At 66.2% G+C, this 12,710-nt stretch carries 17 protein-coding genes; all 17 read left to right on the top strand.

The annotated features are described in order from the left end of the window. Window positions 1-13 precede the first annotated feature (13 nt). The 17 genes from rpoC (at window position 14) to rplX (ending at window position 12,701) form a co-directional block, all read left to right on the top strand. The gene (rpoC, locus tag ACMV_RS10925) at window positions 14-4,180 is read left to right on the top strand and encodes a DNA-directed RNA polymerase subunit beta' (protein ID WP_012039721.1); all 4,167 of its coding nucleotides are present in this window, start codon (window positions 14-16) and stop codon (window positions 4,178-4,180) included. Between the two features lie 388 nt (window positions 4,181-4,568). Continuing rightward, window positions 4,569-4,940 (top strand): 30S ribosomal protein S12, encoded by a 372-nt coding sequence (gene rpsL / locus ACMV_RS10920; RefSeq protein ID WP_007424169.1) that lies wholly within the window; start codon window positions 4,569-4,571, stop codon window positions 4,938-4,940. An 11-nt stretch (window positions 4,941-4,951) separates the two neighbouring features. Then, window positions 4,952-5,428: a 30S ribosomal protein S7 gene (gene rpsG / locus ACMV_RS10915; RefSeq protein WP_007424170.1), complete on the top strand. Its 477-nt coding sequence runs from the start codon at window positions 4,952-4,954 to the stop codon at window positions 5,426-5,428. Between the two features lie 66 nt (window positions 5,429-5,494). Next, on the top strand, window positions 5,495-6,682 hold the full coding sequence (tuf, locus tag ACMV_RS10910) for an elongation factor Tu (RefSeq protein WP_007424171.1): 1,188 nt from the start codon (window positions 5,495-5,497) through the stop codon (window positions 6,680-6,682). Between the two features lie 131 nt (window positions 6,683-6,813). Next, window positions 6,814-7,122, top strand: coding sequence for a 30S ribosomal protein S10 (rpsJ, locus tag ACMV_RS10905; protein WP_007424172.1), 309 nt, complete (start codon window positions 6,814-6,816; stop codon window positions 7,120-7,122). A gap of 15 nt (window positions 7,123-7,137) precedes the next feature. After that, entirely contained in the window at window positions 7,138-7,812 is a 675-nt protein-coding gene (rplC, locus tag ACMV_RS10900; protein WP_041665042.1) for a 50S ribosomal protein L3, read from the top strand. A 10-nt stretch (window positions 7,813-7,822) separates the two neighbouring features. Then, window positions 7,823-8,473: a 50S ribosomal protein L4 gene (gene rplD / locus ACMV_RS10895; RefSeq protein ID WP_007424174.1), complete on the top strand. Its 651-nt coding sequence runs from the start codon at window positions 7,823-7,825 to the stop codon at window positions 8,471-8,473. A 41-nt stretch (window positions 8,474-8,514) separates the two neighbouring features. After that, window positions 8,515-8,811: a 50S ribosomal protein L23 gene (locus ACMV_RS10890; protein WP_172637351.1), complete on the top strand. Its 297-nt coding sequence runs from the start codon at window positions 8,515-8,517 to the stop codon at window positions 8,809-8,811. 14 nt (window positions 8,812-8,825) lie between these two features. Beyond that, window positions 8,826-9,659, top strand: coding sequence for a 50S ribosomal protein L2 (gene rplB / locus ACMV_RS10885; protein WP_007424176.1), 834 nt, complete (start codon window positions 8,826-8,828; stop codon window positions 9,657-9,659). A gap of 5 nt (window positions 9,660-9,664) precedes the next feature. Continuing rightward, a complete protein-coding gene (rpsS, locus tag ACMV_RS10880) occupies window positions 9,665-9,943 on the top strand; it encodes a 30S ribosomal protein S19 (RefSeq protein ID WP_007424177.1) in 279 nt (92 codons plus the stop codon). 1 nt (window position 9,944) lies between these two features. Continuing rightward, on the top strand, window positions 9,945-10,406 hold the full coding sequence (rplV, locus tag ACMV_RS10875) for a 50S ribosomal protein L22 (RefSeq protein WP_007424178.1): 462 nt from the start codon (window positions 9,945-9,947) through the stop codon (window positions 10,404-10,406). Next, a complete protein-coding gene (rpsC, locus tag ACMV_RS10870; protein WP_007424179.1) occupies window positions 10,406-11,083 on the top strand; it encodes a 30S ribosomal protein S3 in 678 nt (225 codons plus the stop codon). Before rplV ends, rpsC begins: the two co-directional genes overlap by 1 nt. A gap of 15 nt (window positions 11,084-11,098) precedes the next feature. Further along, window positions 11,099-11,515, top strand: a complete 417-nt coding sequence (gene rplP / locus ACMV_RS10865; protein ID WP_007424180.1) for a 50S ribosomal protein L16 — start codon at window positions 11,099-11,101, stop codon at window positions 11,513-11,515. A 1-nt stretch (window position 11,516) separates the two neighbouring features. Continuing rightward, on the top strand, window positions 11,517-11,723 hold the full coding sequence (gene rpmC / locus ACMV_RS10860; protein WP_007424181.1) for a 50S ribosomal protein L29: 207 nt from the start codon (window positions 11,517-11,519) through the stop codon (window positions 11,721-11,723). A gap of 13 nt (window positions 11,724-11,736) precedes the next feature. Continuing rightward, window positions 11,737-12,009, top strand: coding sequence for a 30S ribosomal protein S17 (rpsQ, locus tag ACMV_RS10855; protein ID WP_007424182.1), 273 nt, complete (start codon window positions 11,737-11,739; stop codon window positions 12,007-12,009). 1 nt (window position 12,010) lies between these two features. Further along, window positions 12,011-12,379 (top strand): 50S ribosomal protein L14, encoded by a 369-nt coding sequence (rplN, locus tag ACMV_RS10850; protein WP_007424183.1) that lies wholly within the window; start codon window positions 12,011-12,013, stop codon window positions 12,377-12,379. Window position 12,380: 1 nt separating this feature from the next. After that, on the top strand, window positions 12,381-12,701 hold the full coding sequence (rplX, locus tag ACMV_RS10845) for a 50S ribosomal protein L24 (RefSeq protein WP_012039719.1): 321 nt from the start codon (window positions 12,381-12,383) through the stop codon (window positions 12,699-12,701). Window positions 12,702-12,710: the final 9 nt, after the last annotated feature.

Raw genomic sequence — 12,710 nt, 5'->3', positions numbered from 1 at the left:
AAGGGACTATCGCATGAACGATTTGATGAAGATTCTCGGCCAGACCGGTCAGGCCGCCACGTTCGACCAGATCCGTATCCAGATCGCCTCGCCGGAGCAGATCCGCTCCTGGTCGTATGGCGAGATCAAGAAGCCCGAGACCATCAACTACCGCACCTTCAAGCCCGAGCGCGACGGCCTGTTCTGTGCGCGCATCTTCGGGCCGATCAAGGACTACGAGTGCCTGTGCGGCAAGTACAAGCGGATGAAGTTCCGCGGCATCATCTGCGAGAAATGCGGCGTCGAGGTCACGCTGGCCAAGGTGCGCCGCGAGCGCATGGGCCATATCGAGCTCGCCTCGCCGGTCGCGCATATCTGGTTCCTGAAGTCGCTGCCGAGCCGCATCGCGACGATGGTCGAGATGACGCTGAAGGATCTCGAGAAGGTTCTCTATTTCGAGAACTACATCGTGCTCGACCCCTACACGACCGACCTCAAGCGCTACCAGCTCCTCTCCGAGGACGATCTCTACGCGAAGCAGGACGAGTTCGGCGAGGACGGGTTCAAGGCCGGCATCGGCGCCGAGGCGGTCAAGTCGATCCTCGCCGGCATCGATCTCGAGGCCGAGCGGGCGATCATGCGTGCCGACCTGAAGGAGGCTACCTCCGAGGCGAAGCGCAAGAAGCTGGTCAAGCGCCTGAAGCTGGTCGAGGCCTTCATCGAATCCGGCACCCGTCCGGAATGGATGATCATGGATGTCGTCCCGGTCATTCCGCCCGAACTGCGCCCGCTCGTCCCACTCGATGGCGGCCGTTTCGCGACGTCGGACCTGAACGATCTCTATCGTCGCGTCATCAACCGCAACAACCGCCTCAAGCGGCTGATCGAGTTGCGCGCGCCGGACATCATCGTGCGCAACGAGAAGCGCATGCTCCAGGAATCGGTCGACGCGCTGTTCGATAACGGCCGCCGCGGCCGCGCGATCACCGGCACCAACAAGCGCCCCCTCAAGTCGCTGTCGGACATGCTGAAGGGCAAGCAGGGCCGCTTCCGCCAGAACCTGCTCGGCAAGCGCGTCGACTATTCGGGCCGTTCGGTCATCGTCGTCGGGCCGGAGCTGAAGCTGCACCAGTGCGGCCTGCCGAAGAAGATGGCGCTGGAGCTGTTCAAGCCCTTCATCTACGCCAAGCTCGAGAAATACGGCCTCGCCACCACGATCAAGGCGGCGAAGCGCATGGTCGAGAAGGAACGTCCCGAGGTGTGGGACATTCTCGAGGAGGTGATCCGCGAGCATCCGGTGCTGCTCAACCGCGCGCCGACGCTGCACCGTCTCGGCATCCAGGCCTTCGAGCCGATCCTGATCGAGGGCAAGGCGATCCAGCTGCACCCGCTGGTCTGCACCGCCTTCAACGCCGACTTCGACGGCGACCAGATGGCGGTCCACGTGCCGCTCTCGATCGAGGCGCAGCTCGAGGCCCGCGTGCTGATGATGAGCACGAACAACATCCTCAACCCGGCCAACGGCAAGCCGATCATCGTGCCGAGCCAGGACATCGTGCTCGGCCTCTATTACCTCTCGCTCGAAACTCCGGCCTTCACCGGTGTCGAGGACAAGGAAGCGCCGCTCTTCGGCACGATGGGCGAGATCGAGCACGCGCTCGATTCCGGCTATCTGAAGCTGCACGACAAGATCCGCGCCCGCGTCGTCCGCACCCATCCGGACGGCAGCCGCACCACCGAGGTGGTCCCGACCACGCCGGGCCGCATGATGATCGGCCAGCTTCTGCCCAAGCATCACGACGTGCCGTTCGCCCTGGTCAACCAGCTGCTGACCAAGAAGAAGGTGTCGGACGTGATCGACGCCGTCTACCGTCATTGCGGCCAGAAGGAGTCGGTGATCTTCTGCGACCGGCTGATGGGCCTCGGCTTCCGCCAGGCGGCCAAGGCCGGCATTTCCTTCGGCAAGGACGACATGGTCATCCCGGCCGAGAAATACGGCCTGCTGGAAAAGACCCAGGCCGAGGTCAAGGAATACGAGGCGCAGTATCACGACGGTCTCATCACCGCCGGCGAGCGCTACAACAAGGTGATCGACGCGTGGTCGCGCTGTAACGACGAGGTCGCGGCGGCGATGATGCGCGAGATCTCGCGCCAGGATCCCGGCAAGCCGACCAACTCGGTCTGGATGATGAGCCATTCCGGCGCCCGCGGGTCGCCGACCCAGATGCGCCAGCTCGCCGGCATGCGCGGCCTGATGGCCAAGCCGTCGGGCGAGATCATCGAGCAGCCGATCCTGTCGAACTTCAAGGAAGGCCTGACCGTCGCCGAATACTTCAACTCGACCCACGGCGCCCGCAAGGGCCTCGCGGACACCGCGCTGAAGACGGCGAACTCCGGCTACCTCACCCGCCGCCTGGTCGACGTGGCGCAGGACTGCATCATCGTCACCGCCGATTGCGGCACCGAGCGCGGCCTGACCATGCGCGCGGTGATGGATGGCGGCGAGGTGGTCTCCTCGCTCTCCGAGCGCATCCTCGGCCGCACCGCGGCGGAAGACGTGCTCGACCCGGCCGACGGTTCGGTGATCGTCAAGGCGAACGAGCTGATCGGCGAGATCGACTCGATGCATATCGAGAAGCTCGGGGTCGAGAGCGTGAAGATCCGCTCGGTGCTGACCTGCGAGGCCAAGGTCGGCGTCTGCGCCAAGTGCTACGGGCGCGACCTCGCGCGCGGCACGCCGGTCAATATCGGCGAGGCCGTGGGCGTCATCGCCGCGCAGTCGATCGGCGAGCCCGGCACCCAGCTGACCATGCGCACCTTCCATATCGGCGGTGCCGCGCAGCGTGGCGCCGAGCAGTCGAGCGTCGAGGCCAGCCATGACGGCACGGTGACCATCCGCAACCGCAACGTGGTGTCGAACTCGGCCGGCGCGCCGATCGTCATGAGCCGCAACTGCGAGATCGCGCTGAACGACGCCTCCGGCCGCGAGCGCGCCCGCTTCCGCGTTCCCTACGGCGCCCGCCTGCTGGTGGACGAGGACCAGACGGTCACGCGCGGCCAGAAGCTCGCGGAGTGGGATCCCTACACCCTGCCGATCATCACCGAGCGCGCCGGCCTCGTGGAATACGCCGACCTGCTGGAAGGCGTGACCCTGGTCGAGCGGGTCGACGAGGTGACCGGCCTGACCTCCAAGGTGGTGGTGGACTACAAGCAGTCGGCCAAGGGGGCGGATCTGCGTCCGCGCCTGATCCTGAAGGACGAACGCGGCGAGGTGCTGCGCCTCGCCAACGGCGCCGAGGCCCGCTACTTCCTCAGCCCCGACTCGATCCTCTCGGTCGAGAACGGTGCCAGCGTGCATGCCGGCGACGTGCTCGCCCGCATCCCGCGTGAGGGCAGCAAGACGCGCGACATCACCGGCGGTCTGCCGCGCGTGGCCGAACTGTTCGAGGCCCGCCGTCCGAAGGATCACGCGATCATCGCGGAAACCGACGGCCGCGTGGAATTCGGCAAGGACTACAAGGCGAAGCGCCGCATCATCGTGAAGAACGACGAGACCGGCGAGGAAACCGAGTATCTGGTGCCGAAGGGCAAGCACGTCTCGGTGCAGGAGGGCGACTACGTCCACCGCGGCGACCCGCTGGTCGACGGCCCGCGCGTCCCGCACGACATCCTGCGCGTGCTCGGCGTCGAGGCGCTGTCCGAATATCTCATCAACGAGATCCAGGACGTCTACCGGCTCCAGGGCGTGAAGATCAACGACAAGCACATCGAGGTGGTCGTCCGCCAGATGCTGCAGAAGATCGAGATCACCGAGCCCGGCGACACCACCTACCTGGTGGGCGAGCTGGTCGACCGGATCGAGTTCGACGAGGAGAACGAGCGCCGGCTGCGCGCGGGCGAACGCCCGGCGGGCGGCCTGCCGGTGCTGCAGGGCATCACCAAGGCGAGCCTGCAGACGCTCAGCTTCATCTCGGCGGCCTCCTTCCAGGAGACCACCCGCGTCCTCACCGAGGCGGCGACGGCCGGCAAGACCGACCAGCTGCTCGGCCTCAAGGAGAACGTGATCGTCGGCCGCCTGATCCCGGCCGGCACCGGCAGCGTGATGAGCCGTCTGCGCTCCATCGCCGCCGGCCGCGACCGCTCGACCCTCGCGGCGACTCGCCCGGCCCTGCCGGCGCGCGACGAGGTCTCGGCGGACTGATCTCCGGCCCGACCGGGCTTCGATCGGAACGGCTCCCGGGCAACCGGGAGCCGTTTTTTCGTTCCCGCCCGGCGGGAGCGGGCTTTTCCTCCGCTCATGGCAGCCAGAACGGCCGGTCATTCTGCCGATTTTCATGCCCCGCACGGATTCAGGACGGGCAGAACGCTTGACTTGCCGCGGCTCTCCTCTTAAGGGTGGCGACCTCAGCGAGGCCCGGTAACGCCCGGCCGCGTCGTTCATTTACTCTCACGCTTGCGGCGCCGCCACCCGGCCCAACGGGTGGCTTAGGTCGCAGGTCTGGGTTTCCGCAGGCGGGGATTACTCCGCCCTGCGGCATTGTTATGAGCGCCCGGCAGAGCGTAACCGGCAAGAAGGATCAGGATCGAGCATGCCGACTATCAACCAGTTGATCGCCAAGGGGCGCGAAGTTCGGGCCAAGCGCAACAAGGTGCCCGCGCTGCAGGGCTGCCCGCAGAAGCGCGGCGTCTGCACCCGCGTCTACACGACGACCCCGAAGAAGCCGAACTCGGCGCTCCGCAAGGTTGCCAAGGTTCGCCTGACCAACGGCTACGAGGTCGTGAGCTACATCCCTGGCGAGGGGCACAACCTTCAGGAACACTCGGTCGTGCTGATCCGCGGCGGGCGCGTGAAGGACCTTCCGGGCGTGCGCTACCACATCCTGCGCGGCGTGCTGGATACGCAGGGCATTGCCAAGCGCCGGCAGCGTCGTTCGCTCTACGGCGCCAAGCGGCCGAAGTAAGGAGAGTTTCCGTGAGCAGACGCCATTCCGCCGTCAAGCGCGAAGTATTGCCCGACCCGAAGTTCGGCGACGTGGTGATCAGCCGTTTCATGAACGTGCTGATGTACGACGGCAAGAAGTCGGTCGCCGAGTCCATCGTCTACGGTGCCCTGGACAGCCTCAAGAAGCGCGGCGGGCAGAATGCCGATCCGGTCCGCCTGTTCCACGAGGCGCTGGACAATGTGAAGCCGGCCATCGAGGTGCGGTCCCGCCGTGTCGGCGGCGCGACCTACCAGGTTCCGGTCGAGGTGCGCTCCGAGCGCCGCCAGGCTCTCGCGATCCGCTGGATCATCGAGTCCGCCCGCAAGCGCGGCGAGCACACGATGGAAGACCGTCTTTCGAACGAGCTGCTCGATGCGGTGAACAATCGCGGGGCGGCCGTGAAGAAGCGTGAGGACACGCATCGCATGGCTGAGGCGAACAAGGCGTTCAGCCACTACCGCTGGTAAGCAACCGTCAGACTCCACCCCATCACGCCAGCACGGCGCTGAAGCAGATACGTTACGGAGAAACCCATGGCCAAGGCTAAATTCGAGCGGACGAAGCCGCACTGCAACATCGGCACGATCGGCCACGTCGATCATGGCAAGACCTCGCTCACCGCGGCGATCACCAAGGTGCTGGCCGAATCCGGTGGTGCGACCTTCCGCGCCTATGACAGCATCGACGCCGCTCCCGAGGAGCGCGCCCGCGGCATCACGATCGCGACCGCGCATGTCGAGTACGAGACCGCGAACCGCCACTACGCGCATGTCGACTGCCCTGGCCACGCCGACTACGTGAAGAACATGATCACCGGCGCGGCGCAGATGGATGGCGCGATCCTGGTCGTCTCCGCCGCCGATGGCCCGATGCCGCAGACCCGCGAGCACATCCTGCTCGCCCGTCAGGTCGGCGTGCCGGCGCTCGTCGTGTTCCTCAACAAGATGGACATGGCCGACCCCGACCTCGTCGAGCTGGTCGAGATGGAAGTCCGCGACCTGCTGAGCAAGTATGAGTTCCCGGGCGACGACATCCCCATCATCAAGGGTTCCGCTCTCTGCGCGCTCGAGGACAGCAATGCCGAGCTCGGCCGCGAGGCGATCCTGAAGCTGATGGAAGCGGTGGACAGCTACATCCCGCAGCCGGAGCGCCCGAAGGACAAGCCGTTCCTGATGCCGGTCGAAGACGTGTTCTCGATCTCCGGCCGCGGCACCGTGGTGACCGGCCGCGTCGAGCGCGGCATCATCAAGGTTGGCGACGAAGTCGAGATCGTCGGCCTCAAGGCCACCGTGAAGACGACCGTCACCGGCGTCGAAATGTTCCGCAAGCTGCTCGACCAGGGCGAGGCGGGCGACAACATCGGCGCGCTGCTGCGCGGCACCAAGCGTGAAGACGTCGAGCGTGGCCAGGTTCTCGCCGCGCCGGGCTCGATCACCCCGCACACCAACTTCTCCGGTTCGGTCTACATCCTGAACAAGGAAGAAGGCGGGCGCCACACGCCGTTCTTCACCAACTATCGCCCGCAGTTCTATTTCCGCACCACCGACGTGACCGGCGTGGTCACGCTGCCGGAAGGTGTCGAGATGGTGATGCCGGGTGACAACGTGACGGTGAGCGTCGAGCTGATCGCGCCCATCGCGATGGACGAAGGTCTCCGCTTCGCGATCCGCGAAGGCGGCCGGACGGTTGGTTCGGGCGTCGTCGCGAGCATCACGAAGTAACCGCCTGGCTGGTTAGCGAGGCGGCCGCCATCCGGTCTCAACCGGGTGGCGGCCGCTGGATTTGGTTCGGACTAGCGCGCGGCCCGAATGGGCGGACCGGGCGTTCCGTGTAAAGATTGCAGGTTTCGACGATGGACAGTCAGAATATTCGCATTCGCCTGAAGGCGTACGATCACCGGGTGCTGGACAACAGCACCAGGGAGATCGTGAACACGGCGAAGCGCACGGGCGCCCAGGTGCGGGGACCGATTCCGCTGCCGACGCATATCGAGCGGTTCACCGTGAACCGCTCGCCGCATGTCGACAAGAAGAGCCGCGAGCAGTTCGAAATCCGGACCCATCGCCGTCTGCTCGACATTGTCGAGCCGACCCCGCAGACCGTGGACGCGCTGATGAAGCTCGACCTCGCGGCCGGCGTCGATGTCGAGATCAAGATCTGAGCAGAGATGAGTGTGATGCGCACCGGTATTATCGCGAAGAAGCTGGGCATGACCCGGTTGTTCAGGGAAGACGGCACCCACGTGCCGGTGACCGTGCTGCACATGGACGATGTGCGCGTGGTTGCCGCCCGCACCAAGGAACGTGACGGCTACGCGGCCGTTCAGCTCGGCTTCGGCCATGCCAAGACGAAGAACGTGACGAAGCCGATGAAGGGCCATTTCGCCGCGGCGAAGGTCGAGCCGGCGAACCGGCTGGTCGAATTCCGCGTCGCGGACGATGCGGTGCTGGAAGCCGGCCAGGTGCTTTCGGCGGCGCATTTCACCGTCGGCCAGAAGGTCGATGTCGCCGGCATCAGCAAGGGCAAGGGCTTCGCCGGCGGCATGAAGCGCTGGAACTTCCGCGGCCTTGAGGCCTCGCACGGCGTCTCGATCAGCCATCGTTCGCTGGGGTCGACCGGTAACCGCCAGGATCCGGGCAAGACCTTCAGGAACAAGAAGATGGCCGGCCATCTCGGCGGCGAGCGCATCACGACCCTCAATCTCGAGGTCGCGGCGATCGATGAGGCGCGCAACCTCATCATGATCAAGGGCGCGGTGCCGGGCGCCAAGGACGGCTACGTCCTGGTGCGCGACGCGGTCAAGACGGCCCGCCCGGCCGATGCTGCCTATCCGGCGGCGCTGAAGGCCTGAGGAGAGCGACATGCAGATCGACATTTCAACCCTCGATGCCGGCTCGGCCGGCAAGGCCGAGCTGCCCGAGGAATATTTCGCCGCCACGCCGCGCGCCGACATCATGGCCCGCGTGGTGCACTGGCAGCTCGCGAAGCGCCGTGCCGGCACCCACAAGGTGAAGGGCATGGGCGAGGTCAGCGGCACGACGAAGAAGCCGTATCGCCAGAAGGGCACCGGCAACGCCCGCCAGGGCTCGCTGCGCGCGCCGCAGTTCCGCACCGGCGGCGCCGTGCACGGCCCGGTCGTTCGCGATCATGGCTATTCGCTGAACAAGAAGGTCCGCCGTCTCGGCCTGATCTCGGCGCTGTCGCAGAAGCTGGCCGAGGGCAAGCTGGTCGTGCTCGACACGGTCGCCGGCGTCTCGAAGACGAGCGAACTGAACGTCAAGCTGAAGAAGCTCGGCTGGGGCCGCACGCTGGTGGTGGATGCGGTGGTGGACGAGGGCTTCGCCCGCGCCAGCCGCAATCTGATCGGGATCGACGTGCTGCCGGTCGTCGGCGCCAACGTCTACGACATCCTCCAGCACGACACGCTGGCGATCACCGCCGCCGGGCTCGAGGGACTGAAGCGGCGTCTTGACGGCATCAAGGCCGGCGCCAACGAGGAGATCGCGGCATGAGCGAGACCGCTGAAAAGAAGGCGGCGCCGAAGAAGCCGGTGCTGTCGCGCGAGGCGATGTTCGACATCATCCGCGGGCCGCTGATCACCGAGAAGGCGACGGCCCTGTCGGAAAAGAACCAGGTCGGCTTCAAGGTGTCGCTCGATGCGACCAAGCCCGGCATCAAGGCGGCGGTCGAAACCCTGTTCGGCGTGAAGGTGCTGAGCGTGAACACGCTCGTCCAGAAGGGCAAGACAAAGCGCTTCAAGGGCCGCCCGGGCCGGCGTTCGGACTTCAAGAAGGCGTTCGTGACGCTGGCCGAGGGTCAGTCGATCGATTTCACGACGCGGCTGGCGTAAGGCGAGACTGAAACATGGCACTCAAGCATTTTAAACCGGTCACGGCGAGCCTTCGCGGCACCGTGCTGGTGGACCGGTCCGAGCTCTGGAAGGGCAAGCCGGTCAAGGGCCTGACCGAAGGGCTGACCAGCTCTGGCGGGCGCAACAACCATGGCCGCACCACGGTCCGGTTCCGTGGCGGCGGACACAAGCGCGCCTATCGCGTCGTCGACTTCAAGCGCCGCAAGTTCGACGTGGCGGCGACGGTCGAGCGCCTCGAATACGACCCGAACCGTTCGGCCTTCCTCGCCCTCGTGAAGTATGAGGACGGCGAACTGGCCTACATCCTGGCGCCGCAGCGCCTAAAGGTGGGTGACCAGGTCGTCGCCGGCGTCAAGGTCGACGTGAAGCCCGGCAATGCGATGCCGCTCTCGGCGATCCCGGTTGGCACGATCGTCCACAATATCGAGCTGAAGGCCGGCGCCGGCGGCAAGCTGGCCCGTTCGGCCGGCACCTTCGCCCAGCTGGTCGGCAAGGACCAGGGCTATGCCCAGGTGAAGCTGATGTCCGGTGAGCTGCGTCTGATCCGCGGCGAGTGCATGGCGTCGATCGGCGCGGTGTCGAACCCCGATCACTCCAACCAGCAGCTCGGCAAGGCGGGTCGCAAGCGCTGGCTGGGCCGGCGTCCTCACAACCGCGGCGTCGCGATGAACCCGGTCGACCATCCGCTGGGTGGTGGCGAGGGGCGCACCTCTGGTGGTCGCAACCCGGTCACGCCGTGGGGCAAGCCGACCAAGGGTGCGAAGACGCGTGCGAACAAGCGGACTGACGGCCTTATCATCCGCCGTCGCAAGGTCGGGAAGGGCTGATCGAGATGACACGTTCCGTCTGGAAGGGCCCGTTCGTCGACGGGTACATGCTGAACAAGGCCGACGCCTCGCGCGCGTCGGGCCGCAACGAGATCATCAAGATCTGGTCGCGCCGCTCGACCATCCTGCCGCAGTTCGTCGGGCTTACCTTCGGCGTCTACAATGGCCGGAAGTTCCTGCCGGTGCAGGTGACCGAGAACATGGTGGGTCACAAGTTCGGCGAGTTCTCGCCGACCCGCACGTTCAATGGCCACGCGGCCGACAAGAAGGCGAAGCGAGGCTGACATGAGCAAACCGAATCATCCGCGCACGCTGGCCGACTCCGAGGCCGAGGCGGTTCTGCGCAACCTGCGCTGCAGCCCGCGCAAGCTCAATGTCGTCGCGGCATCCATCCGCAACAAGCCGGCGGGCAAGGCCGTGGCCGACCTCACGTTCAGCAAGCGCCGCATCGCGAAGGACGTGAAGAAGGCGCTGGAGTCGGCCATTGCCAACGCCGAGAACAACCATCAGCTGGATGTCGACCGCCTGGTCGTCACCACCGCCGATGTCGGCCGCTCGATCGTGATGCGCCGCTTCCATGCCCGTGGCCGTGGCCGCGCGGCGCGGGTCGAGAAGTGGTTCAGCCATCTGCGCATCGTCGTGGCCGAGCGCGACATCGAGACCAAGGCCGACCGCCGCGCCCGGCGCGCCGCGGCCAAGCCGGCGGCAAGTGCCAGCCCGGCGGCGAATGAAGGGGTGCCTGCGTAATGGGTCACAAAGTCAATCCGGTCGGGCTGCGGCTCGGCATCAACCGCACCTGGGACAGCCGCTGGTTCGCGGGCGCCGACTATGCGTCGCTGCTGCATGACGACCTCAAGCTGCGCGAACATCTGCTCGGCCGCCTGTCCGGCGCCGGCGTCTCCAAGGTGCTGATCGAGCGTCCGGCGAAGAAGCCGCGCGTGACGATCTATGCCGCGCGTCCCGGCGTGGTCATCGGCAAGAAGGGCCAGGACATCGAGGTACTCAAGAAGGAGCTCTCCTCGATGGCGAAGGCCGACGTGTCGCTGAACATCGTCGAGATCCGCAAGCCCGAGATCGATGCCGCGCTGGTCGCCCAGAACATCGCCCAGCAGCTCGAACGCCGCGTCGCGTTCCGCCGCGCCATGAAGCGCGCCGTCCAGTCGGCGATGCGCCTCGGCGCCCAGGGCATCCGGATCAACTGCAGCGGCCGTCTCGGCGGCGCCGAGATCGCCCGCATGGAGTGGTATCGCGAAGGTCGTGTGCCCCTGCACACGCTGCGCGCCGACATCGATTTCGGCGTCGCTACCGCGAAGACCACCTATGGCACCTGCGGCGTGAAGGTCTGGATCTTCAAGGGCGAGATCATGGCTCACGACCCGATGGCGCAGGACCGCCGCGCCGCCGAACAGGCGCCGCAGCGCTGAGCCGGAGCAGATAACATGTTGTCACCGAAGCGAACGAAATTCCGCAAGGCGCACAAGGGCCGCATCCACGGCACCGCCAAGGGGAACACGCAGCTCAATTTCGGCCAGTTCGGCCTCAAGGCGCTGGAGCCGGAGCGGATCACCGCGCGGCAGATCGAGTCCGCCCGCCGGGCCATCACGCGCCAGATGAAGCGCGCCGGCCGCGTGTGGATCCGCATCTTCCCGGACCTGCCGGTCTCCACCAAGCCGGCCGAAGTCCGCATGGGCTCGGGCAAGGGCGCCCCGGAATACTGGGTGGCGCGCGTCCAGCCGGGCCGCATCATGTTCGAGATCGACGGTGTTGCCGAAGGCATCGCGCGCGAGGCACTGAAGCTCGGCGCCGCGAAGCTGCCGATCAAGACCAAGATCGTCACCCGTATCGGAGAGGCCTGAGATGACGAAGGCGACCGACATCCGGACCAAGACGCCGGACGAACTGAACGACATGCTGCTCGAACTGAAGCGCGAGCAGCTGAACCTGCGGTTCCAGCGGGCCACCGGCCAGCAGGAGAACACCAGCCAGATCCGCAAGGCGCGTCGGGACGTGGCACGTGTGAAGACGATTCAGGCCGAGCGCGCCCGCGCCGCGGCCAAGGCTTGAGGGGTTTAGAGTTATGCCGAAGCGCGTCCTGACCGGACGGGTCGTGAGCGACAAGATGGACAAGACCGTCACGGTGCTTGTCGAGCGTCGCGTCATGCATCCGCTTTACAAGAAATTCATCCGCCGCTCGAAGAAGTATGCGGCGCATGACGAAGGCAATGTCTGCGCGATGGGCGATCTGGTGCGGATCGAGGAGTGCCCGCCGATCAGCAAGCGCAAGGCCTGGCTCGTGACCGCGCGCAACGGCGAGCCGGTCGGCGCCGCCGCCGAAGCCCAGGGAGCGTGAGATGATCATCGTTGAATCCAATCTCGACGTTGCCGACAATTCGGGCGCGCGCCGGGTGCAGTGCATCAAGGTGCTGGGCGGCTCTAAGCGCCGCACCGCCTCGGTCGGCGATGTCATCGTCGTCTCGATCAAGGACGCGATCCCCCGCGGCAAGGTGAAGAAGGGCGATGTGCACCAGGCCGTCGTCGTTCGCACCGCCTACCCGGTGCGCCGCGCCGATGGCAGCGTGATCCGCTTCGACCGCAATGCGGCCGTGCTGATCAACAAGCAGATGGAGCCGATCGGCACCCGTATCTTCGGGCCGGTCACCCGCGAGCTGCGCGCGCGCAAGTTCATGAAGATCATCAGCCTGGCGCCGGAGGTGCTGTAATATGGCCGCGCGTATCCGTAAGGGCGACCGGGTGGTCGTGATCGCCGGCGCGAGCAAGGGCCGCGAAGGCGAGGTTCTGCGCGTGCTGCCGGCCGAGAACAAGGCCGTGGTCTCGGGCGTGGCGGTGGCGAAGCGCCACACCAAGGCCCGTGGCATGGGCGAGCAGGGCGGCATCATCCAGAAGGAGATGCCGGTCCATCTGTCGAATATTGCACTGATCGATCCGGAGACGAAGAAGCCGACCCGCGTGGGCTTCCGCGTTCTCGAGGACGGTCGCAAGGTCCGGGTCGCCCGCAAGAGCGACTCCGTGATCGATGGTTGAGGATAGAGC

The organism is Acidiphilium multivorum AIU301 (genome assembly GCF_000202835.1).
Classification (GTDB): domain Bacteria; phylum Pseudomonadota; class Alphaproteobacteria; order Acetobacterales; family Acetobacteraceae; genus Acidiphilium; species Acidiphilium multivorum.
The sequence above is the reverse complement of the archived record's forward strand: the minus strand, read 5'-3'. Positions and strand labels throughout refer to the sequence as shown.

Coding starts and splice junctions, on each gene's coding strand:
- rplB (WP_007424176.1), top strand. CDS start 8,826: ATGGCACTCAAGCATTTTAAACCGGTCACGGCGAGCCTTCGCGGCACC.
- rplC (WP_041665042.1), top strand. CDS start 7,138: ATGCGCACCGGTATTATCGCGAAGAAGCTGGGCATGACCCGGTTGTTC.
- rplV (WP_007424178.1), top strand. CDS start 9,945: ATGAGCAAACCGAATCATCCGCGCACGCTGGCCGACTCCGAGGCCGAG.
- rpoC (WP_012039721.1), top strand. CDS start 14: ATGAACGATTTGATGAAGATTCTCGGCCAGACCGGTCAGGCCGCCACG.
- rplN (WP_007424183.1), top strand. CDS start 12,011: ATGATCATCGTTGAATCCAATCTCGACGTTGCCGACAATTCGGGCGCG.
- rpmC (WP_007424181.1), top strand. CDS start 11,517: ATGACGAAGGCGACCGACATCCGGACCAAGACGCCGGACGAACTGAAC.
- rplP (WP_007424180.1), top strand. CDS start 11,099: ATGTTGTCACCGAAGCGAACGAAATTCCGCAAGGCGCACAAGGGCCGC.
- rplX (WP_012039719.1), top strand. CDS start 12,381: ATGGCCGCGCGTATCCGTAAGGGCGACCGGGTGGTCGTGATCGCCGGC.
- tuf (WP_007424171.1), top strand. CDS start 5,495: ATGGCCAAGGCTAAATTCGAGCGGACGAAGCCGCACTGCAACATCGGC.
- rplD (WP_007424174.1), top strand. CDS start 7,823: ATGCAGATCGACATTTCAACCCTCGATGCCGGCTCGGCCGGCAAGGCC.
- rpsC (WP_007424179.1), top strand. CDS start 10,406: ATGGGTCACAAAGTCAATCCGGTCGGGCTGCGGCTCGGCATCAACCGC.
- rpsL (WP_007424169.1), top strand. CDS start 4,569: ATGCCGACTATCAACCAGTTGATCGCCAAGGGGCGCGAAGTTCGGGCC.
- rpsQ (WP_007424182.1), top strand. CDS start 11,737: ATGCCGAAGCGCGTCCTGACCGGACGGGTCGTGAGCGACAAGATGGAC.
- rpsJ (WP_007424172.1), top strand. CDS start 6,814: ATGGACAGTCAGAATATTCGCATTCGCCTGAAGGCGTACGATCACCGG.
- rpsS (WP_007424177.1), top strand. CDS start 9,665: ATGACACGTTCCGTCTGGAAGGGCCCGTTCGTCGACGGGTACATGCTG.